This is a genomic window from Saccharothrix hoggarensis, assembly GCF_052936025.1.
Window position 1 is genome coordinate 100,527 of the sequence record NZ_CP193624.1, and the last position, 20,282, is coordinate 120,808.

Consider the following 20,282-nt stretch of genomic DNA (forward strand, 5'->3'; position numbering starts at 1 on the left):
GTGGGGCGGCACGCCCTCCTCGTCGCCACCGGCGAGTACGAGGACGTCCGGCTGAGCCGGCTGCGCGCGCCCGAGCAGGACGTGGAACGGCTCGCCGCCGTGCTGGAGGACCCCGACGTCGGCGGCTTCACGACCGTCGAGGTGCTGCGCGACCGGGCCGACCACGAGATCCGCCGCGCGGTCGAGGACGTGCTGTCCGAGCGCGCCGCCGAGGACTTCGTGCTGCTGTACTTCTCGTGCCACGGCCTCACCACGCCCGCGCGCCGGCTGTACTTCGCCGCCGCGAACACCGTGCCGGACCGGCCCGCCGGCACCGCCATCCCGCGCTCGTTCCTCAACGAGCAGCTGGAGGACTGCCGCGCGTCCGGGCGGCTCCTGCTGCTCGACTGCTGCTTCAGCGGCGCGTTCGTCGAGGGGTTCAAGGCGGACGGGATGACCGTGCTGGACGACGTCGGCACCGGGTACGTCGTGATGACCGCGTCCAACGCCTACGAGTACGCCTTCGAGCAGGACTCGCTGTCCCTGGACGCCCCGCGCGCCTCGCTGTTCACCGACGTCCTGATCGAGGGCCTGGCGGGCGGGGACGCCGACCTCGACGGCGACGGGTGGGTCGACGTCGACGAGCTGTTCAAGTACGTGCGCGACGAGGTCCGCGACCGCCGTCCCGACCAGACGCCGCAGTACTTCGCGCACGGCTCGTCCAAGCCGCTGCGGATCGCGCGGGCCGGTGGCGCGCGTGGCGGGCGGTCGCGCCGCACGGCGTCGTACACGGCCGGGCACCTGCTGGTGGCGCGCGGGTTCCGGGCCGCGGCCGAGCCGGTGTGCCGGACGCTGGGGCCGATGGGGCGGCGGGCCGTGGTGTTCGTCGACCGGCGGCCCGTGGAGCTGTCCGACGCGTCGGCGATCGTGGCGGCGTTCCAGCCGGACGACCCGCGCGACTCGCTCGGCGCCGGGTACGTGCGCGACCTGGTGGAGCGGGTGCGGCGGGACGCGGGCGACGGCGCGGCGTCGGCGGTGGCCGTGGCGCGCGGGGCGCTGGACGGGCTGGTCGGGGCCATGCGCGACGGGCACAACCCCGTGCGGCTGATGCGCGGCGTGACGGCGGCGGCGACGCGGGCGGGTGAGCTGATCGCCGAGGCCGCCGTGCCGCTGGAGCCGACGGACGTGGCCGGGCTGGCGGCGACCGCGTCGGGCTCGGCGGAGGTCGGCGCGCTCGTCGGGCAGGTCGTCGCGGCGACCGGGCCGCGCGGGCCGGTGCTGGTCGAGGAGGGCAGGGGCTTCGGGCTGGAGCACGAGATCGGCCGGGGCGTGCGGTTCGACAGCGGCTACGCGTCCAGCCTGTTCGTGACCGACGCGGTGCGGCGCGAGGCGGTGCTCGTCGCGCCGCGGGTGCTGCTCGTGAGCGGCCACCTGCCCGGCCGGGTCGGGTCCGCGGTCGACCAGGTCGGCCCCGGCCACGGCGTGCTCGTGGTGTGCGAGGAGCTGTCGCACCAGGCGCTCACGGTGTTGCTGGAGCGGGGAGGGCAGCGGCCGGTCGTCGCGGTCGTCACCGACCACGACCGGCTGACCCGGCTGCACGCCGTGGTCGGCGGCACGGTCCTCGACGCCGACCTGCTGGAGACGGCGACGGCCCGGTCGTTCGGGCACGCCGAGAAGGTCGTGGCCACGTCGTGGGAGACCCTGGTCTACGGCGGTCGGGTGTCGGCCGGCGGCACGGCGGGCCTCATCCGGGCCGACGCCGCCGAAGCGCCCCGGGTCGAACGCGCCGTGCGCGCCGTGCACAGCGCCGCCCGCGACGGCGTCCTCCGCGGTGGCGGGGTGGGGCTCGCCGAGGTCGGCGCACGCCTCCACGCGGACGCCGCCGGCACGCCCGAGGAGGTCGCCGGCTGGCACGCCTTCGCCGCCGCCCTCGCCGAACCCGCGCGCCGCGTCGCCGAGAACGCCGCCGTCACCGTCGACGACCTCGACCCGTCAGTGCTCGACTCGGCGGGCGTGGCCCGCTCGGTGGTCACCGCCGCCGCCCACACCGCGGCGCGGTTCCTGCTCGTCGGCTGAGCGCGGGGCCGGCGCCGGGAGCCGCGTCCCGGCCGGTGATCACGCCTAGCTGGAGGCGGCCGGGACGATCACGGCCACGGTGATCGCCGACTGGACCTGCTCGATCGCCTTGCGCACGGCGAGCGCCGCCCACTCGCCCTCGGAGATGGTCTTCAGGCGCTTGCGCACCTCGGCGCGCGGCAGGTGGGCGAAGACCTTGCGGTCGTGGCCGACCGCCTTCACCAGCGCGCACAGCGCCGCCGTGCGCGGGTCGACCGGGCCGTCGTCGGTGACCGCCCTGGTCATCCGGGCGCGCGCGTCGGTCTCCGCGGGCGGCTCGGCGCCGTCCGGCGTGGGGAACCGGGTGCGCGGGAACACCAGGAGCACCCGGTCCTCCTCGCGCCGCAGCACGCCGCCGGCCACCAGGCCGTCGAGCACCTGCTCGGTCAGCTTCTTGCTCAGCTTGTCGATCCAGTGCGCGGGCTTGCGCGGCTTGTCGTCGGCGATCCGGGCCAACGCCTGGTCGAGCACCGGACGGCCCGTCGGCGTCGGGTTCAGCACGGTGACCTTCTTGTCCACCACGTCGATCCGCTCGGCCAGCGCCAACTCGACCAGCAGCGCGCCGGCCAGGCCGTACCCGAGCGCCGGCTGGCCGAGCCGGCGCGTGCCGTCGTCGTCGTGCGCGAGCAGCGCCAGTTCGTCCGCCAGGGTCAGCTCGTCCATGGCACCACCCTAGGTTCAGGGCAGCCAGGACACCTGTCCGCGCAACACCGTGTAGCCGACGAACGCGACGACGTCGAGCAGCGTGTGCGCGACGACAAGCACCCACAGCCGGTTCGTGCGCTGCCACACCTTGCCGAACACGAGGCCCATCACGACGTTGCCGACGAACCCGCCGAACCCCTGGTACAGGTGGTACGAGCCGCGCAGCACCGCGCTGGCCAGCAACGCCGTGTTGTCGCGCCAGCCGAGCTGCTTGAGCCGCGTGATGAAGAAGCCGACGACCAGCACCTCCTCCGCCCACGCGTTGCCCGCGGCGGAGAGGACGAGCACCACGCTGCGCCACCACGACTGGTCCAAGGTGGACGGCAGCACGGCCAGGTTGAACCCGAGGTTCCACGCGACCAGGTAGAAGATCAACCCTGGGATGCCGATCACGGCGGCCAGCCCGAGGCTGCCCAGCGCGTCCGGCCCGATCCTGGTGCGGTCCAGGCCCAGCGCCTTCAGCCTGATCCCGCCGCGCCACAGCAGGTAGAGGCCGAGCCCGCCCCACGCGGCCAGCTGGACGACGCTCAACAGCTGCGCGATCAGGTCCAGCAGGTCGAACCGCGCCTGCGGGACGTTGATCGCGACCTTCTGCTCGTTCAGGGGCACCGGGTCGAGGAGGCTGTCCAGCAGCCGCACCAGGCTCCGCACGCCGGACAGGCCGAGCGTCATCGCGAAGACGATCAGCAGTTCCAGCTGGTAGCCGCGGCGCTCCCGGGCGTCGAGCTCGTGGGCTTCGATCACGCCCATACGGTAACCACGTCACCGTCGACGGCGGCCGTGGTCCGTTCGCGGGCGGGGGTTCGGTTCGCGGTCGGTCGTCGGTTCACGGCGGTCGTCGGTTCGGTGGTCCGGTTCGCGGGCGGGGTCAGCCGCGTTGGCGGGCCAGGAACGGGCAGCCCATGAGCCGGCGCAGCTCGACGGCCAGCTCCTGCGCGGTGGCGACCGGCCGGGAGAACGCGATGCGCACGTCGTGGTCCTCGTCCGCCATCTCGACCCGCAGCCGCAGGCCGAAGCGGTCCAGCCCGAGCGGGCGGACGTGACCGCCCTTCAGGTGGTCCGGCAGGTGCTGGCCGAGCAAACCGACCACGTCGCGGTGGGACAGTTCGAGGTGGCGCAGCCAGTGGTCCTCGTGCGCGGCGAACGGGTCCGGCTCGGCCTGCGCGAACAGCTCCGGCCTCAGCGACGTCGTGCCCTCGGCGTCCGCCACCACCAGCGAGGCGGGCGCCAGCGTGAGGGCGGACGCGCCGTGCCCGACGTCGAGCAGGCGCGGGTCCGGGCGGGCGTCGGCGACCCGCAGCGCCGTCTCGCGGGCCTCGTCGGCGTCGAGCGTGCGCAGCCAGCCGGTGATCCAGAGCAGGCCGCGGACCGGCTCGCGCAACGGGACCGGCGCCTGGTCGGCGAGTTCCAGCATGGCCGTCACCTCGCCCCGGCGGGCGGACTCGACCAGCGGGTGCTCGTCCGGCAGCACGATCGTCGCGTCGCCGTTCGCGTGGACGTGGTGCAGCACCGGGGTGATCCGGCTGTCCGCGCCGTCGGACGGCAGCAGGGCCGCGCGCCCGCCGCGGGCGGCGATGGTGCGAGCCCGCTCCGCCGGGTGCGGGGCCGGCGGTCGACGTGTCTCGTTCACCGCTCACCTCCCAACTTAGGGCAGCCTAACTGGCTGGCGTCCGGTGGCGGTAGTCCCACGACCGGACCACGTGGTCGCAGCCTCGGCACGGCGCATCGTCACCGCAGGTTAGGGGGTCGGCGACGCGCGCGCCGCACGGGGTCGCCCCGTCCTTCGGGCGGGGGAGCGGGCGGCGTCGGCGAGGATCGGGCCGGTTGGGCGATTCAGGTGGTGCGGTGATCGTCGTAATCTGGGGTCGCCTGGCGGAGGTGGCTCGTGGTCGTGCCGAACAAGCCGTCCACCCGGGGTGCGGCGCTCGATGACCGGTGGACCCGGTACTGCCTGGAGATCGCGAGTCGGCGGGCGTTCGGCTGGGTCGTCCTGGGCGCGCTCGCGTTCGCGCTGCAACTCGCCTTGGTCTTCGGCTTCGCGGACCCGTCCCCGGTGCCGTTGGCGCTGCTGCTGTTCTCCGTGCTGGTGCTCGGGTTCGGGCTCACGCGGCGGCAGCCGTTCACGCGGGTCATGGGTGATCACGCCTGGGTGTACGTGCGGGTGCACTGGCGTGGCGGGCTGCTCGTCGTCCACGGCGCACGGCCGCTCGTGCTCGACGTCAGCGCCGGCCCGGTGGCCCGAGGACGCATCCGGCGGCACCGGCGCGCCTGGGTCGTCTCACCTGATCGGGCGGGGAACACGGTGGTGACCTTCCGGGGCGTGCCGAAGCTGTTCCCGGCGAAGGTCGTCCGGGGTTGAGGAGTTTTCGCTCACGGTGGCGTTTGGTGATCGTCTTCTCGGCTACCCCCGGGGTGGGAATCCTGGTTGGCTGGGAGCAGTGGTGGGTGATGCGTGGGTGCGCAAGTGCCTGGCCGGGGCGGATCGCCGCGCGGTCGGGTTCATCGGGATCGCGCTGCTGGCGTTCGTGGTGCTGTGGCTGATCTCCGAGTGGATCGGGTCGCGGTGGGTGTTCGTCCTCACGCCGCTGTGCGTCGAGTTCGCCGTGCCCGGTCTGCGGCACTTCTGCTCGCGGCGGAGCCTGTTGCGGCTGCTCGACACCTACCCCCGGCACCCCGTGGCGGTGAAGTTCGTGCCGGGGCGGACGCGGGTCGGGCGGCAGACGTTCCTGGAGACCGAGGGCTCGGACCGCACGTTCCTGCGGCTCGCGGAAGTGCCCGAGCGGGTGCGCGAGAACATCCGGCGCGGCGGGCAGGTGTGGTTGGCCGGTCCCGACGAGCGGGGCCGGACCGCCGTGCTGACCCGCGGCGCGCCGTTCCTGACCCTGGGCCGGATCGTCATCCGCTGACGACCCCGCCGCGCTGACCCCGCCGCGCGCCGACTCCGCCCGCGCTGACTCTGCCGGCCGCAGCTTGGCCGCGCTGACCCCGCCGCGCGGCACCAACGACCGCCGCGCCGACTTCGCCGTGCCGGCCGTCAGGCCGCGTTGCCGTCCGGTCCGCTGTGGACCCGGCTTGGCGCGACGCCGGGCGTTGACGCGTGCTAGCGGCCCACCGGGATGCCGCTCTGCTCGGCCCACGCGCCGACGTCCTCGCGGCGCAGGGCCGTCGCCAGCAGGTCCGGGAACCGGTCCGGGGTGCACGCGAACGCGGGCGCGCCCAGCTCCGACAGCCGCGCCGCCAGCTCGTGGTCGTAGGAGGGCGTGCCGCTGTCCGACAACGCCAGCAGCACGACGACCACCACGCCGCTCTGCACCAGTTCCCGCACCCGGCGTTGCAGCTCCCGCGCCACGCCGCCCTCGTACAGGTCGCTGATCAGCACCATCACCGTGTCCGTCGGCCGGCGCACCAGCGACTGCCCGTACGCCACCGCCCGGTTGATGTCCGTGCCGCCGCCCAGCTGGGTCGAGAACAGCAGGTCGACCGGGTCCTTCAGCTGCTCGGTCAGGTCGACCACCTCGGTGTCGAACACGACCAGCTTCGTGTCGACCGCCTTCAACGACGCCAGCGACGCGCCCAGCACCGCCGAGTACACGACCGACTCGGCCATCGACCCGGACTGGTCGACCAGCAGCACCACGTCCCGCAGCGACGCCTGCCGGCTGCGCCTGCTGTTGCCGACCAGGTCCTGGACGACCACCGTGCGCTGGTCGGGCTGGTAGTGCCGCAGGTTCTTCCGGATCGTCCGGTTCCAGTCCACATCGGACAGACGGGGCCTGCTCGTGCGGCGGGACCGGTCGATCGCGCCGTGCACCGCCGCCAGCAACCGGTCGGCCAGCTTGCGCTCGATGTCCTCCACGACCTTGCGCACGACCGCGCGGGCCGTCTCGCGGGTGCGCTCCGGGATCGCCTTCGACAGCGAGACGAGCGTGCCGACCAGGCTCACGTCCGGCTCGACGCTCGACAGCAGCTCCGGTTCGAGCAGCAGCTGGCGCAGGCCGAGGCGTTCCACCGCGTCGCGCTGCATGACCTGCACGACGGAACTCGGGAAGTACGTGCGCACGTCGCCCAGCCACCGGTGCAGCACCGGCGACGACCCGCTCAGCCCGGCGCTCCGCTTGCCACCGGGGTCGGGCGCCTCGCCGCCGCCGTACAACCCGGTCAGCGCCGCGTCACGCCGCTGGTCGTCCTCGCCCAACGACCCCAGGTCGCCGGCCGCCCCGCCCAACAGCAACCGCCACCGCCGCTGCCGCTCACCGGCGACGTCGAGAGTCACACCCACGCACCTCCACCCGTCCGCGCCAACGCCATCCCCGCCAACGCCATCCCGCCAACGCCATCCCCGCACCGCCGCCGAGCTCGCGTTCCCGCCCCGTCCCCGTCGTCGGGCCGTCGCCGGTCGGCCCGCGACCGCCGGCCGTGTCGCCGGGTTCCCGCACCTGTCGCGCCACCGCCGCCCCCGTCAGCCCGCGGCCGCGAGGAGGCCGCGCACGTGGTCCGCCAGGCGTGCCGCCAAGTCCTCGTCCCAGTCGCTCGCCGCCACCGCCCCACCCGGACCGGTGCCCTTCACCCGGTCGCCGAGCATCCGGCGCTCCGCCGGGCTGAAGTCGCCCACCGCGCGGCGCAACAGGGGCAACGCGGCCGAGAAGTCGGCCCCGGACAGGCCGGTCAGCCACTCGTCCACCACGCCGAACAGGCGGGGGTCGGCGGTGAGCAGGGCCGCCGAACCGCGCAGGAACCCCGCCACGAACGCGGTCGCGCCGGCGGCCACGGACACCGCCCGGTGCAGCCGGGCGGCCACCTCGTCCGAGTCCAGCGCACCCGTCTCCCACAGCAGGCGGGTCGCCCGGCCCGTCGGCAGGCCGTGGGCGTCGGGCATCGCGACCAGCGCCCTCAGCGCGCGCTGCCACGTGTCCTTGTGCTCGTCGTCGGCCGCCAGCCGGACCGCTTCGTCGGCGCCCTCCACGGCCTTGACCGCGCGTTCCGCCGTGTCCTCGTCCACCCCGCGGCACGCGAGCGGCAGGCCGACCGCGCCGCGGGCCAGCAGGCCGTGCAACGCGACCCGCAGCAGTTCCGGGTCCGTGCCGCGCACCGAGCCGTACCGCACGGTGGTCGCCAGGTCCGGCAGCGCGGCGAGCAGCTCCACCGCGTCCGTCGCGGCGGCCGCGCACCGGTCCAGCGCCTGCCGGGCGGCGGCGACGGCCTCGGGGATCTCGCAGCCGACCGACCGGGCCAGCACCTCCGCCGCGTCGACCACCCTCGTGGCCGCGCCGGCCCGCGCGACGAGCACCGTCCGGGCCGCGGACTCGACCGTCGTGCCGTGCCGCGCGGCCACCGCCAGCGCCACCGCGAACTCCGGCTTCCAGTGCAGCTGCCACGCCTCGGCGAACGTGCCCAGCGTCCGCGTCGTGTCCGGCGTGCCCCACGGCACGTCCAGCACCTCCAAGCGCCGCAACAACTTCGACCGCTCCCGGTCGGTGTCCTTGCGCAGGTCGAAGCGCACCGGCTTGATCGACGCGCTCGGCGTCATCCGCAGCCGCTTGCCCAGCCGCGCCAGGTCGGCCGCCAGCGGCGACGTGGGCACGCCCTCGCCGACCTCGCCCAGCCGCTCGCCGACCACCAGCTGGTCGTGCACGAGCCTGAGCGGCGTCGCGTCGCCGCCGCACAGGACCGCGAGCGACGCCTCCATCACCTCCGACAGTCCCGGCGACGGCCGCCCGCGCAGCGCCGCCAGCGCGTCCGCCAGCCGCACGGCCTCCACCGCGCTCGCCGTGGACGCGGGCAGGTCCTCCGCCCGCAGCACCCCGCACGCCTTCGCGAACCAGCGCGCCACGGCGTCACCGCGTTCCGCGCATTCCCACAGGTGCGCGTACCAGCCGGGCGACGCGACCCCGGCGCCGTACCCGGACGACGACGCCAGCCGGCCGTGGCTCCACGGCACCCACGTGCCGGACACCTTCCGGCGCGGCAGGCCCTTCACCGCCGCCGCGTCGACGGACGCGGGCGGCAGGGTGCGCAGCGCGGGCACGTGCCACGCGCCGGCCACCACCGCGATCGGGCCCGCCACGTCCTTCAACGCCTGCCGGACGTTCTGCCGCATCGCGGCTTCCCGGCGCAGGGTGCGGGCGTCCACCTCGTCGGCGAACTCCTCGCGCAACGCGCCCATCGCCTCGGCGACGGCCTCCGCCAGGTCGCGCGGGTCGGTGTGGTGCTCGACCACGTCCTCCCACCAGCGCTCCGGGTCGTCGAACCCGGCCGCCTCGGCCAGCGTGCCCAGCGGGTCGAGCGCGGCCCTCGGGCGGTCACCGGACTCCTCCGGCGGCTCGTCGTCACCGAGGGACGCGGCGGCCGGCAGGTCGAAGAACCGCACCGGGACGCCGTTCGCGTGCGCCCACCTCAGCGCGCGCCACTCCGGCGAGAACTCGGCGAACGGCCAGAACGCGGCCCGCGCCGGCTCCGCCTCGTCGTGCAGCAGCAACGCCACCGGCGGCGTCAGGTCCGGCACGTGCGGCAGCAGGGCGTCGCCCTCGGGCGGACCCTCGACCAGCACGACCTCCGGCCGCACGGCCGCCAGCGCCGCCGCGACCATGCGCGCCGAGCCGGGACCGTGGTGGCGGATGCCGAGCAGCGTCACCCGCTCGGGCAAGGCCTGTTCGCGAGCGGCCATCAGCCCACCGCGTCCTGGCACGCCCGGTACAGGTCGCGCCACTCGCCGCGCTCCTTCACCACCGCTTCGAGGTACTCCTGCCACGCCGCGGTGTCGGACACGCGGTCCTTCACCACGGCGCCGAGCAGGCCGGCCGCCAGCTCGTCGGCGGTGATCGTGCCGTCGCCGAAGTGCCCGGCCAACGCCATGCCGCTGGTCACCACGGAGATCGCCTCGGCCGTGGACAGGCTGCCGCTCGGCTTCTTCAGCTGCGTGCGACCGTCCACAGTGGACCCGTTGCGCAGCTCCCGGAAGATCCGCACCACCCGGCGCACCTCCTCCAGCGCGGGCGGCTCGGCCGGCAGCTGCAGCGCGCGCCCCAGCTGCGCGGCCCGCGCCAGCACGATCTCCACCTCGGCGTCCTCGGTCGCGGGCGGCGGCAGGACGACCGTGTTGAAGCGGCGGGCCAGCGCGGACGACATCTGGTTCACGCCCCGGTCGCGGTCGTTCGCGGTGGCGATCACGGTGAACCCGGGCACGGCCTGCACCTGGATGCCCAGCTCCGGCACCGGCAGCGTCTTCTCCGACAGGATCGTGATGAACGAGTCCTGCACCTCGGCGGGCATCCGGGTCAGCTCCTCGACGCGGGCCACCGCGCCGGTGCGCATCGCCGTCATGACCGGGCTCGCCACCAGCGCCGCCTCGGACGGCCCCTCGGCGATCAGCCGGGCGTAGTTCCAGCCGTAGCGGACCTGGTCCTCACCGGTGCCCGCGGTGCCCTGCACGACGAGCGTCGAGTCGCCGCTCACCGCCGCCGCGATGTGCTCCGACAGCCACGACTTCGCCGTGCCCGGCACGCCGACCAGCAGCAGCGCCCGGTCCGTGACGAGGGTGCCGACGGCGACCTCCACCAGCCGCCGGTCGCCGACGTACTTGGGGCTGATCACCGTGCCGTCGGGCAGCGTGCCGCCGAGCACGTAGGTGACCACCGCCTGGGGCGACATCCGCCACCGCGGCGGGCGCGGGCGGTCGTCCGCCGCCGCCAGGGCGGCGAGCTCGGCGGCGTACTGCTGTTCCGCGGCGGGCCGCAGCACGGATTCGGTGGTCACTGGCTTTCCTCCCGGTGGTTGAACGCCTCGCGCAGCCGCATGCGCAGGCGCAGGACGTCGAGTTCGACGGTGTGCTCCGGCCACCGCTCGGTGATGCGGGCCCAGTTCGCGCCGAGCACCTCGGCGTCACCCCTGGCCAGCAGCACGGCGGGCGGCCGCCCGGCGCGCCACCTCGGGTCGCGCATGCCGGCGTAGCGGTCGAGCAGGTCGGCGGTCGCCCGCGGGCTCCACGGCCCCGGCAACTGCGAGCAGGCGTGGTCGAGCAGGTCGTAGTTCCACTGCCGCGACACCTCGACGACGGTGCGCGCGGCCAGCTCGGCGGGCAGTCCGCCGAGCATCTCCAGCTGCTCCATGCCGGTCAGGGCACGGGTCGCCGCGACCGCCCACGGCCGCGCGTCGTCGGCCAGCTTCACGTTCTGCGCCACGCCGCGCAGCAGGGTGGTCGCCCAGACACCGCGGGACAGCTCGGCGGCGGCGCCCTGGTCGTCGGTGCCCAGCCGGGCGGTCCAGTGCTGCGGCGGCACGCTCGCCGCCGCGCCGCGGATGCGACCGGCGACACCGGCCTCCGACCCGTCCCGGAGCAGGTCGCGGGCCTCGTCCGGCTCGGCCTCGACGACCGACCACAGCTCGTCGCTCTGCACGTCGAAGCCGTCGGCGGTGAGCCACAGGCCGCGGTGCAGGCGTTCGGCGGCGCGCTCGGCCAGGTTCGACGTCGGCAGGGTGCGCAGCAGCCGCAGGGCCTCGTCGTGCACGCCGATCGCGCGGTCGTCCAGCGCGCGTTCGAGGAGCGGTTCGTCGTCCGGGCCGAGGTTGGCCTCCAACGCGCTGATCAGCGCCTGGCGGTCGGTGGCGCGGCGCTGCGCCTCGAACTGCGCGGCCAGGAACTCCCGCGTGCGCGCCGGGTCCTGGTTGCGGGCGCGGCGCAGCGCGGCCAGGCGTGCCGCGCCCGGCAGGTCGAGGGCCTGGTCGAGGTCGACCTCGTCGGTGGTGACGCCGGTCGCCGCCCACGCCCACCCCGGCCGGATGCCCGCCAACCACCGGCCGCGCGCGCCCAGGACGGCGGTGACGGCGGGGCGGAGGCCGGGGTGCGCGGTGCCGAGGCCCAGCAGGGCGGGCAGCTCGCGGTGGTCGGCGACGACCCGCGCCGTCTTCGCCAGGCCGCACCACTCCGTCAGCAGCACGTGGTCGTCCAGGGCCAGGACCTGCGTCAGCACGGACCGCGCGGCGGGGTCTGCCGGCACGTCGTCCGACTCGGGCGCGGCTCGCAGCGGCGGCGCGTCGACCACCGGCGGGAGCTGCGCGCCGTGCGCCGCCACGCCGAGCGCGGCGACCCGGTCCAGCAGCGCGGACGGCGTGGTGCCCGCCCGTCCCGCGCCGACCAGCGCCGCCCGCACGGCCTCGTCCCACTCCGCGTGGAGCGTCATCCCACCACCTCCGGCGCCCGGCCGGGCTCGGCCACCGCGCCCAGGCGCAGCTCGCGGCCGTTCCACAGGCCCCACGCGTCGAACGGCTCGCCGCCCGTCACGGCCAGCGCCTGGTCCAGCGCCAGGTCGGCCCGGACCCGCAGGCCGCGGCCCGCGCCGTCGACCAGGTGCCCGGTGTCCTCGGTGACCCGCACCGCCGCGCACCCCAGCGGGTGCAGGCGTTGCCACGGGTCGGCCTTCAGCGGCTCCTCCAGCCCCGCCAGCGCGGCCTGCCACGACTCGGGCGCCGGCACGGGCTCCGCCGGCCGCTCCACCAGCGCGTCGCCCACCGCGACCCGGTGCGGCGGCACGCCGGGGTACGGGTGCACCACCCCCTGCACCGGCACGCCGTGCGCCAACGGCGGCACGGGACGCGCGCCGCCCGCCGCGTGCCGGATCGCCATCACCCAGCCGTGCGAACGCCCCCACGCCCACTGCCGCACGGTCCGCACCAGGCCGTCGTCCGATTCGAGCTTCAGCAGCGGCACCCACTGGTCGGACCAGCCGGGGCCGCCGCGCACCTCCTCCTCCGCCACGGAGAAGCCCAACCGCCGCCGCACCACCGGATCGGGTGACTCGGCCAGGCGCGCGAGCAGGTGCAGGCCGCCGAGCCGGTCGGCCGCGTCGTGCGCCCAGTGCGGCCCGCCCGCCGCGACGATGCCGCGCACCTCGTCCACGGCCGCCGCGAGCCCCTTGGCCTGCGCGTCGACCATGCGGGCGCGGATCGAGTGCCACCACGCCGCGTCCCGCGCGGGCAGCCCGGCCAGGCCCGCGCCCGCCACGTCGGCGAGCCAGTCCGCCAGCCCGGCCACGCCCGCGCGCACGGCGTCGCGCCGCGCCACCGCCGTCTTCTCCTTGGCCTTGGCCCGCCGCTCGACGGCTTCCGGCGAGTCGTCCGGCGCCGCGGGCCGGTCGGCGGCCGCGCGGCGACGCCGGGTCAGCCACTCCGCGACCCAGTCGGGGGTCTCGCCGGCGGGCAGCGGGTCACTCGCGTGGCGCAGCTGCAGGGCCACCGCGTGCTTGCACGGGAACTTGCGCGACGGGCACGAGCACTTCGCCGCGCGGTCGCCGAGGTCGACGCACACCTGGTAGGGGTTCTTGCCGCTGCCCTTGCACAGGCCCCACAGGGCCGTGTCGCTGCGACCCGTCCCCTGCCAGCCGGAGGACCCCGCCAGCCGGGTGGCGCTGCTCGCCACCCCGCTGTCCGGGGCCGTCTCCAGAACCGCTCGTGCGTCCATGCCGGCAGACGTTAGAGGCCGCCACCGACAAAAAGTCGATCACCCCAGGTCCGGCCCCCGGCGGGCCCACGACCAGGCGTACTTCGGGTCCTCCGAGGCGAGCGCCGCCTCGCCGAGGTCCAGCGGCCGGAACGTGTCCACCATGACCGCGGTCTCGTCGAAGTAGTCGACGCCGAGGGACGCCTCGACCGCGCCCGGCTGGGGACCGTGGGTGCAGCCCGACGGGTGCAGGGACAGCGAGCCGAGGCCGATGCCGGAGCCCTTGCGCGCCTCGTAGTCGCCGCCGACGTAGAACAGCAGTTCGTCGGAGTCCACGTTCGCGTGGTTGTACGGCACCGGGATCGACAGCGGGTGGTAGTCGACCTTGCGCGGCACGAACGAGCACACCACGAAGTTGGGCCCCTCGAACGTCTGGTGCACGGGCGGCGGCTGGTGCACGCGGCCCGTGATCGGCTCGAAGTCGCGGATGTTGAACGCCCAGGGGTACAGGCAGCCGTCCCAGCCGACGACGTCGAACGGGTGGTTCGCGTAGGTGAACCGGGTGAGGCCGGCGCGGTGCCGCACGAGCACGTCCACGTCCTCGCCGTCCACGAGCAACGGCTCGGCGGGCCCCCGCACGTCGCGCTCGCAGTACGGCGAGTGCTCCAGGAACTGGCCCTTGCCGGACAGGTACCGCTTCGGTGGTCCGATGTGCCCGGTGGCTTCCAGCACGAGGATGTTCATCGGTCGTGCGGGAACGACCCGATAGGTGCACGAAGTAGGTAGCACCACGTAATCGCCCTCGGCGACCGGGAGCGCGCCGTAGATCGTCTCCACGACCCCTTCGCCGGACTGCACGTACAGCAGCTCGTCGCCCGCCGCGTTGCGGTACAGCGGGCTCGGCGCGGTGGCCCTGACGAAGCCGATGACCACGTCCGCGTTGCCGAACAGGGTGCGCCGACCGGTGACCGCGTCCACCTCGTCGCCCCAGGTCAGCGCGGGCGTCTTGAAGTGCCGCGGCTTGAGCGGGAGGTTCGGGGACAGCGCGCCGCGGGTCTCCTCGACGGTGACCGCGTCGACGATCGCGGTCGGCAGGTGGCGGTGGTAGAGCAGCGCCGAGTCGGCGGAGAAGCCCTCGACCCCCATCAGCTCCTCCGCGTACAGCCCGCCTTCCGGGTCGCGGAACTGCGTGTGGCGCTTTCGGGGGATCTCACCCACCTGGCGGTAGTACGCCATGGTTCACTCCGGGCGTTCGATAGTCGGACATCTTTGTTCATTGACCGGTACGCCACTAGCGTGTCAGCCGTGTCAAGCGCCTTCGAACTCCGTGCGCCCGGTCCACGCGGCACTCCGCCCCTGCTCGCGCGGCTTGTCGACGACGCCGCACTGTTCCCGCCGGGCAACGCGGCAATGCCCGACGCGATCCGCGGCCACCTCGACGCACGTGCCGGGGAATGGGCGGGTGCCGTGGGGTTGTTCCTGTGCCCCGCGTCGCGACTGGCCGAGCTGATCACCGAGCTGATCAAGGTCAAACCGGTGAAGCCGATCGCCCTGTCGCTGGTCATCGACACGGGCCTGGGCGGTGTGCCCAAGGCCGTGTCGATCGTCGAGTCCCGCAGCGAGCTGCTGGCGCTGCGGATGGTCGAGATGCCCGCCCCGTCCGACGTGGACGAGGTGTGGCTCGAACGCGTCTCGGAGTTCGTGCCCGAGGACGTCATCCGGGTCGTCGAGCCCCGGCGGGGCGGCGCCGAGTGGCTCGACGGCGTGCGCCGCGTCATCGAGCACGGCAGCTGGCCCAAGCTGCGCTGCGGCGGGCTGAGCAAGGAGAACTTCCCCAGCGTGGACGAGGTCGCCGACTTCCTGGCGGTGGTGAGCGGTGGCGGCGTGGCGTTCAAGGCGACCGCCGGCCTGCACCACGCCGTCCGGCACACCGACCCCGCCACCGGCTTCACCCACCACGGCTTCCTCAACCTGCTCGTCGCCACCGCGCGGTCCCTGTCCGGCGGCGACGTCCGCGAGGCCCTGTCCAGCACGGACGCGGTCGCGCTCGGCGAGGAGGCCGACGCGCTGTCCGACCAGGCCGCGCACGCCGTCCGCGGGGTGTTCGCGTCGTACGGGTCGTGCTCGCTCGACGAGCCGATCGCCGACCTGGAGGAGCTGGGGCTGCTGTGAGCTGGATCGAGGACCCGGCGTTCACGGCCGACTCGCCGTTCGGGCCGCAGACGCTGCCCTACGGCGTCGTGCCCGGCGGTGTCGCGGTGCGCGTGGGCGACCAGGCGTTGCTGCTGGGCGGGCTGTCCCTGGGCGAGCGGCTGGAGCCGCTGGTGGCCACCGGCACGCTGGACGCCCTGCTGGCGGCCGGGCGGCCCGCGTGGAGCGAGCTGAGGGCCCGGCTGGTGGAGATCGTCACGGCCGCCTCCGCCCCGCGCGGCGCGCGACTCGTGCCCCTGGACGGCGCCGTGCTGCCGTTCACCGTCGCCGACTACGTCGACTTCTACTCGTCGCGGCACCACGCGGAGAACGTCGGCCGGATCTTCCGGCCCGACGGCGACGCGCTGCTGCCGAACTGGACGCACCTGCCCATCGGCTACCACGGCCGGGCCGGGACGGTCGTCGTGTCCGGCACGCCGGTCGTGCGCCCGCACGGCCAGCGCCGGTCGTCCGCCGGTCCCGTCTTCGGGCCGACCGGCAGGCTCGACATCGAGGCCGAGGTCGGGTTCGTCTGCGGCGGGCCGGTCGCGTCGCGGCTCACCCCGTCGCAGGCCGCCGACCACGTGTTCGGCGTGGCCCTGGTCAACGACTGGTCCGCGCGCGACATCCAGGCGTGGGAGTACCAGCCGCTCGGGCCGTTCCTGGGCAAGTCGTTCGCCACGTCCGTCGCGGCCTGGATCACGCCGCTGGAGGCGTTCGCGGTGGCCCGCGTGCCACCCCCGCCGCTGGGCAACGACGTGCTGCCGTACCTGGTCGAGGACCGGACCTGGGGACTGGACATCGACCTCGAGGTCGAGTGGAACGGCGTCGTGGTGTCCCGCCCGCCGTTCCGCGAGATGTCGTGGACGTTCGCGCAGCAACTCGCGCACCTGTCGGTGAACGGCGCTACGGTTCGGCCGGGCGACCTGATCGCGTCGGGCACCGTGTCCGGTCCGGAGCGCGACCAGCGCGGCTCCTTCCTGGAGCTGAGCTGGGGCGGCAAGGAACCGGTGGTGGTCGGCGGCGACGAGCGGACGTTCCTGGAGGACGGCGACACGGTGCGGATCACCGCGACGGCTCCGGGCGAAGGCGGTTCGGTCGTCGGGCTGGCCGAGGTGGTCGGCACGATCGCGCCCGCCGACGAGAGGTAGAGCGTGGTCAGACCCGATCCCCGCGGCCGGCTGCCGGCGCCCGCGTCCAAGGAGAGCTCGCTGACCCTGGAGCGGGGCCTGGCCCTGCTCCAGGCGGTCGCGGACGCCGAGTCGGAAGCGCCGTCGATCAGCGAGCTGGCGGCGGCCATCGGCGCGTCGCGGGCGGCGGTGTACCGGCTGCTCGTGCCGCTGCAGTCGCGCGGGCTGGTGCGGCGCGAGGGGTCCAAGGTGCGGCTCGGGCTGGGGGTGCTGCGGCTGGCGTCCAACGTGCTGCCGCAGCTCCGCCTCGCCGCCCAGCCCGCGCTGCGGACGCTGGCGGAGGCCGTCGGCGCGACCGCGCACCTGACCGTGGCGGACGGGAGCGAGGCGCAGGCGGTGGCCGTGGTCGAGCCGTCGTGGACGGCGTACCACGTGGCCTACCGGGTCGGCTCCCGCCACCCGGTGCACCGGGGCGCGGCCGGGAAGGCCATCGGCCTGTCGCCGGAGGGCCGGCAGTGGGTCCACTCGACGGGCGAGCTGCAGGCGGGCGCGTTCGGCGTGGCGGCGCCGGTGCGCGGAGTGCCCGGACTGCGGGCCAGCGTGGGCGTGGTGGCCCTGGAGAAGCTGGACGGTGACGCGGTGGGGCCGCAGGTGGTGCGGGCGGCTCAGGAGGTCGCTGAGGCGTTGCGCTGACGCACAGTAGCCTATGCGGCACTCTCGGTGAGGCAAAGGGGAACGAAGTGACTGCTCTGTCTGAGGACACGGAGAACTCGGCCGGCGAGCCGCACTTGTTCACGGTCGCCGAATACGCCGAGCTCGGGGAAACCGAGCACGGTTACTCCGAGTTGCAAGAGGGTCGTATCTTGATGTCGCCGAGTCCGAGTCCGCCCCACATGGTGGCTTCGGGTGAACTGTTCGCCCAGCTGCGAGCCCAATTGCCGGGCGAACTGGTCGCGATCCAGGACGTGGACATCGACCTCGAACTGGCCCCGTACGGCGATCCCGGCTTCTCCAGGCGGCCTGACCTGGTCGTCGTTCCCCGCGAGGCGACCAAGAGCGGCAGGATGCTGAAGGCGTCCGAGGTGCTGGTCGTGATCGAGATCGTGTCGCCGGGCTCGAAGCGCACGGATCGGGTGATCAAGCGCGGGGAATACGCGGATGCCGGTATTCCCCACTACTGGATCGTCGACCTGGACCCGCCGGTCTCGCTGGTCGCCTGTCACCTCGCCGGCGAGTTCGGGTACCAGGACGCCGGCGACGTGGTGGGTGAGTACACCACCACGGTGCCGTTCCCGGTGACGGTGAAGCTCGACGGGTTGGTGTGAGGTTCAGCCCGTGACCGCCTGCCAGAGCGCGAAGAGGGCGAACACGGCGAAGATGAAGCCGCTCACCCGCTGGATCAGGTGGGTCGGGATGCGGGCGGCGATCCTGCGGCCCACCAGGACGGCGATGGCGGCGACGGTGGCCAGCGCCAGGAACGCGCCCAGGCCCACGAACACCGGGCTCTCGTACCGGGCGGACAGGGCGGCGGTGGCCAGTTGGGAGGCGTCGCCCCACTCGGCGGCGAACAGGACGCCGAACGAGGTCAGGGCGGCCCGGAGGAACGTCACCCGGTCGGGACCGTCGGCGGCCGCGTCGACGTCGTCGCCGTCCTTCGAGAAGCCCTCCTTGAGCAGCAGGAACGCGCCCACGCCGAACAGGACCGCCACGACGGCGGCGACCACCCGATCGGGTAGGAGGGTGAGCACGCCGCCGAACGTCGCGGCCACCACGCACTGGATCGCGAACGCCGCCGTGACGCCCGCGAACACGGGCCACGCGCGGTAGCGGGTGGTGAGGACCAGGGTGGCGACCATGGTCTTGTCCGGCAGCTCGGCCAGGAAGACGATGGCGAAAGCCGTCGCCAGGGCGATGAGTTCGGGTGCCACGGGTACCTCCGACGTCCGATGGGAACCCGGACGGAGGCAGCACGACCCCGACCGGGCGTGGTGCGCTGCCCGGCCGGAGGTCTCGTTCGCCCGCTCCCGAGAGCGGGTGAGGGACCGGGTCCGCGCGAAGGCGGACCAGTGTGTCGATCCTCTCGCCCCGGTCGTGGTGACCCGGGGGAACTACTCCCCTCTGGCCCGGACATCGTAACCGGCGCCGGCGCGCCCGCCCGCGTGACGCCGCACACCGGGACCTTGGTCCCGGTCCACAGGTGACCCTCGTACCTGAGGCGGGACCTCCCTCCGGACCTACGTTCGTCCCGTGGAAGTTCTGGACCTGGCACGGTGGCAGTTCGGCATCACGACCGTCTACCACTTCCTGATGGTGCCGCTGACCATCGGGCTGTCGCTGCTCGTGGCCGTGATGCAGACGGCGTGGGTGCGCACGGGCGACCGCAAGTACCTCGCGATGACGAAGTTCTGGGGCAAGCTGCTGCTGATCAACTTCGCGATGGGCGTGGTCACCGGCATCGTGCAGGAGTTCCAGTTCGGCATGACGTGGAGCGCCTACTCGCGGTTCGTCGGCGACGTGTTCGGCGCGCCGCTGGCGATGGAGGGCCTGGTCGCGTTCTTCGTCGAGTCGACGTTCCTCGGCCTGTGGATCTTCGGCTGGGACCGGCTGCCGAAGAAGGTCCACCTGGCGTGCGTGTGGGCGTTCTCGCTGGCCACGATCGCGTCCGCGTACTTCATCCTGGCCGCCAACTCGTGGATGCAGCACCCCGTCGGCGTCGAGATGGTCGACGGGCGGCCGCGGCTCACGTCGATCTGGGCGGTGCTGGGCAACAACACCGTGCTGGCCGCGTTCCCGCACACGGTGTTCGGCGCGTTCGCCGTCGCCGGGACGTTCCTGGTGGGCATCGCCGCGTGGCACCTGTGGCGCCGCGGCGACGACGGGCCGGTGTGGCGGGCGTCGGTGAAGCTCGGCACGTGGGTGGGCGTGGCGGCGTTCACCGGGCTCGCGATCACCGGCGACTTCCAGGGCAAGCTGATGTTCGAGCAGCAGCCGATGAAGATGGCGGCGGCCGAGGCGCTGTGCCACACCGAGTCGCCCGCGTCGTTCTCGGTGTTCGCGGTCGGGGACGTGTCGCGGCCCGACTGCGAGAACGTCAAGAGCGTCACCGTGCCCGCGCTGCTGTCCTTCCTGGCGCACAACGACTTCACCACCGAGGTCAAGGGCATCCAGGACCTGCTGCCGCTGTACCAGGAGAAGTACGGGACCAACTACCCGGTCGACCCGAAGCTCGGCGAGCTCTCGGGCAAGCCGATCGACTACGTGCCGAACCTGCCCGTCACCTACTGGGGTTTCCGGCTGATGATCGGGTTCGGCGCGATCGCGGCCGGCGCCGGGCTGCTGGTCCTGTGGCTGACGCGCGCCGGCCGGGTGCCGCGCGGGCGGTGGTTCGCGTGGCTCGCGCTCGGGAGCGTCGCGACCCCGTTCCTGGGCAACAGCTTCGGCTGGATCTTCACCGAGATGGGTCGGCAGCCGTTCGTGGTGGTGCCGAACCCGAGCGGGGTGGACGGGGTGTGGATGTTCACCGCGCGCGCCGTGTCGTCGTCGACACCGGGGGAGGTGTTGACGTCGTTGATCGCCTTGACGCTGGTCTACGGGGTGCTGGCCTGCGTCGAGGTGTTCCTGATCCGGCGGTACGTCCGCGCCGGCGTCGCGGGCGTGCTGCCGGCTCGGGGACCCGACGACGACGCCGGGAAGCGCGACGACGTCCTGTCGTTCGCGTACTGAGAGGGGGA

General features: G+C 74.2%; 18 protein-coding genes. 8 read left to right on the forward strand and 10 right to left on the reverse strand.

Annotated elements, in window-relative coordinates; all coding sequences use genetic code 11:
* Positions 1-2,055, forward strand: a complete 2,055-nt coding sequence (locus ACRAKH_RS00535) for a caspase, EACC1-associated type (protein WP_447009553.1) — start codon at positions 1-3, stop codon at positions 2,053-2,055.
* Between the two features lie 45 nt (positions 2,056-2,100).
* Here ACRAKH_RS00535 and ACRAKH_RS00540 read toward each other — a convergent pair whose 3' ends face one another.
* The 3 genes from ACRAKH_RS00540 to ACRAKH_RS00550 all read right to left on the reverse strand — a co-directional run bounded on the left by ACRAKH_RS00540 (position 2,101) and on the right by ACRAKH_RS00550 (position 4,429).
* Positions 2,101-2,757, reverse strand: a complete 657-nt coding sequence (locus tag ACRAKH_RS00540) for a GOLPH3/VPS74 family protein (protein WP_380730154.1) — start codon at positions 2,755-2,757, stop codon at positions 2,101-2,103.
* Between the two features lie 15 nt (positions 2,758-2,772).
* Positions 2,773-3,471, reverse strand: coding sequence for a CPBP family intramembrane glutamic endopeptidase (locus ACRAKH_RS00545; protein ID WP_380730162.1), 699 nt, complete (start codon positions 3,469-3,471; stop codon positions 2,773-2,775).
* Positions 3,472-3,667: 196 nt separating this feature from the next.
* A complete protein-coding gene (locus ACRAKH_RS00550; protein ID WP_380730156.1) occupies positions 3,668-4,429 on the reverse strand; it encodes a DUF2470 domain-containing protein in 762 nt (253 codons plus the stop codon).
* 261 nt (positions 4,430-4,690) lie between these two features.
* Here ACRAKH_RS00550 and ACRAKH_RS00555 point away from each other — a divergent pair, with 261 nt between their 5' ends.
* Together ACRAKH_RS00555 and ACRAKH_RS00560 are read left to right on the forward strand one after the other, a co-directional pair.
* The gene (locus ACRAKH_RS00555) at positions 4,691-5,158 is read left to right on the forward strand and encodes a hypothetical protein (protein ID WP_380730158.1); all 468 of its coding nucleotides are present in this window, start codon (positions 4,691-4,693) and stop codon (positions 5,156-5,158) included.
* 82 nt (positions 5,159-5,240) lie between these two features.
* A complete protein-coding gene (locus tag ACRAKH_RS00560) occupies positions 5,241-5,705 on the forward strand; it encodes a hypothetical protein (protein ID WP_380730160.1) in 465 nt (154 codons plus the stop codon).
* A 194-nt stretch (positions 5,706-5,899) separates the two neighbouring features.
* On the opposite strand, the gene ACRAKH_RS00565 is transcribed toward ACRAKH_RS00560, so the two are convergent.
* The 6 genes from ACRAKH_RS00565 to ACRAKH_RS00590 all read right to left on the reverse strand — a co-directional run bounded on the left by ACRAKH_RS00565 (position 5,900) and on the right by ACRAKH_RS00590 (position 14,467).
* On the reverse strand, positions 5,900-7,072 hold the full coding sequence (locus tag ACRAKH_RS00565; RefSeq protein WP_380730585.1) for a VWA domain-containing protein: 1,173 nt from the start codon (positions 7,070-7,072) through the stop codon (positions 5,900-5,902).
* Positions 7,073-7,258: 186 nt separating this feature from the next.
* Positions 7,259-9,463: a DUF5682 family protein gene (locus ACRAKH_RS00570; protein ID WP_447009554.1), complete on the reverse strand. Its 2,205-nt coding sequence runs from the start codon at positions 9,461-9,463 to the stop codon at positions 7,259-7,261.
* A complete protein-coding gene (locus ACRAKH_RS00575; RefSeq protein ID WP_380730264.1) occupies positions 9,463-10,551 on the reverse strand; it encodes an ATP-binding protein in 1,089 nt (362 codons plus the stop codon). The genes ACRAKH_RS00570 and ACRAKH_RS00575 overlap by 1 nt, the downstream gene beginning before the upstream one ends.
* The gene (locus ACRAKH_RS00580) at positions 10,548-11,975 is read right to left on the reverse strand and encodes a DUF5691 domain-containing protein (RefSeq protein WP_447009555.1); all 1,428 of its coding nucleotides are present in this window, start codon (positions 11,973-11,975) and stop codon (positions 10,548-10,550) included. The genes ACRAKH_RS00575 and ACRAKH_RS00580 overlap by 4 nt, the downstream gene beginning before the upstream one ends.
* Complete coding sequence (locus ACRAKH_RS00585) at positions 11,972-13,252, reverse strand: SWIM zinc finger family protein (RefSeq protein WP_447009556.1); 1,281 nt, start codon at positions 13,250-13,252, stop codon at positions 11,972-11,974. Before ACRAKH_RS00585 ends, ACRAKH_RS00580 begins: the two co-directional genes overlap by 4 nt.
* A gap of 39 nt (positions 13,253-13,291) precedes the next feature.
* Positions 13,292-14,467, reverse strand: a complete 1,176-nt coding sequence (locus ACRAKH_RS00590) for a homogentisate 1,2-dioxygenase (RefSeq protein WP_380728575.1) — start codon at positions 14,465-14,467, stop codon at positions 13,292-13,294.
* A gap of 69 nt (positions 14,468-14,536) precedes the next feature.
* Between ACRAKH_RS00590 and ACRAKH_RS00595 the strand changes: the two genes are divergently transcribed.
* From ACRAKH_RS00595 to ACRAKH_RS00610, 4 genes are all read left to right on the forward strand, one after another.
* Positions 14,537-15,403 (forward strand): hypothetical protein, encoded by an 867-nt coding sequence (locus ACRAKH_RS00595; RefSeq protein ID WP_380728577.1) that lies wholly within the window; start codon positions 14,537-14,539, stop codon positions 15,401-15,403.
* Positions 15,400-16,572 carry a fumarylacetoacetate hydrolase family protein gene (locus ACRAKH_RS00600; protein ID WP_380728578.1) on the forward strand — a complete coding sequence of 391 codons (1,173 nt, stop codon included), beginning with the start codon at positions 15,400-15,402 and terminating at the stop codon, positions 16,570-16,572. Before ACRAKH_RS00595 ends, ACRAKH_RS00600 begins: the two co-directional genes overlap by 4 nt.
* A 3-nt stretch (positions 16,573-16,575) precedes the next feature.
* Positions 16,576-17,244 carry an IclR family transcriptional regulator gene (locus tag ACRAKH_RS00605; protein ID WP_380728580.1) on the forward strand — a complete coding sequence of 223 codons (669 nt, stop codon included), beginning with the start codon at positions 16,576-16,578 and terminating at the stop codon, positions 17,242-17,244.
* A gap of 95 nt (positions 17,245-17,339) precedes the next feature.
* Positions 17,340-17,876, forward strand: a complete 537-nt coding sequence (locus tag ACRAKH_RS00610) for a Uma2 family endonuclease (protein WP_380728582.1) — start codon at positions 17,340-17,342, stop codon at positions 17,874-17,876.
* 3 nt (positions 17,877-17,879) lie between these two features.
* Here the strand turns inward: ACRAKH_RS00610 and ACRAKH_RS00615 are convergent, their stop codons facing one another.
* Positions 17,880-18,479, reverse strand: coding sequence for a TMEM165/GDT1 family protein (locus ACRAKH_RS00615; RefSeq protein ID WP_380728584.1), 600 nt, complete (start codon positions 18,477-18,479; stop codon positions 17,880-17,882).
* Between the two features lie 319 nt (positions 18,480-18,798).
* Here ACRAKH_RS00615 and ACRAKH_RS00620 point away from each other — a divergent pair, with 319 nt between their 5' ends.
* Complete coding sequence (locus tag ACRAKH_RS00620; protein WP_380728586.1) at positions 18,799-20,274, forward strand: cytochrome ubiquinol oxidase subunit I; 1,476 nt, start codon at positions 18,799-18,801, stop codon at positions 20,272-20,274.
* Positions 20,275-20,282 lie beyond the last annotated feature (8 nt).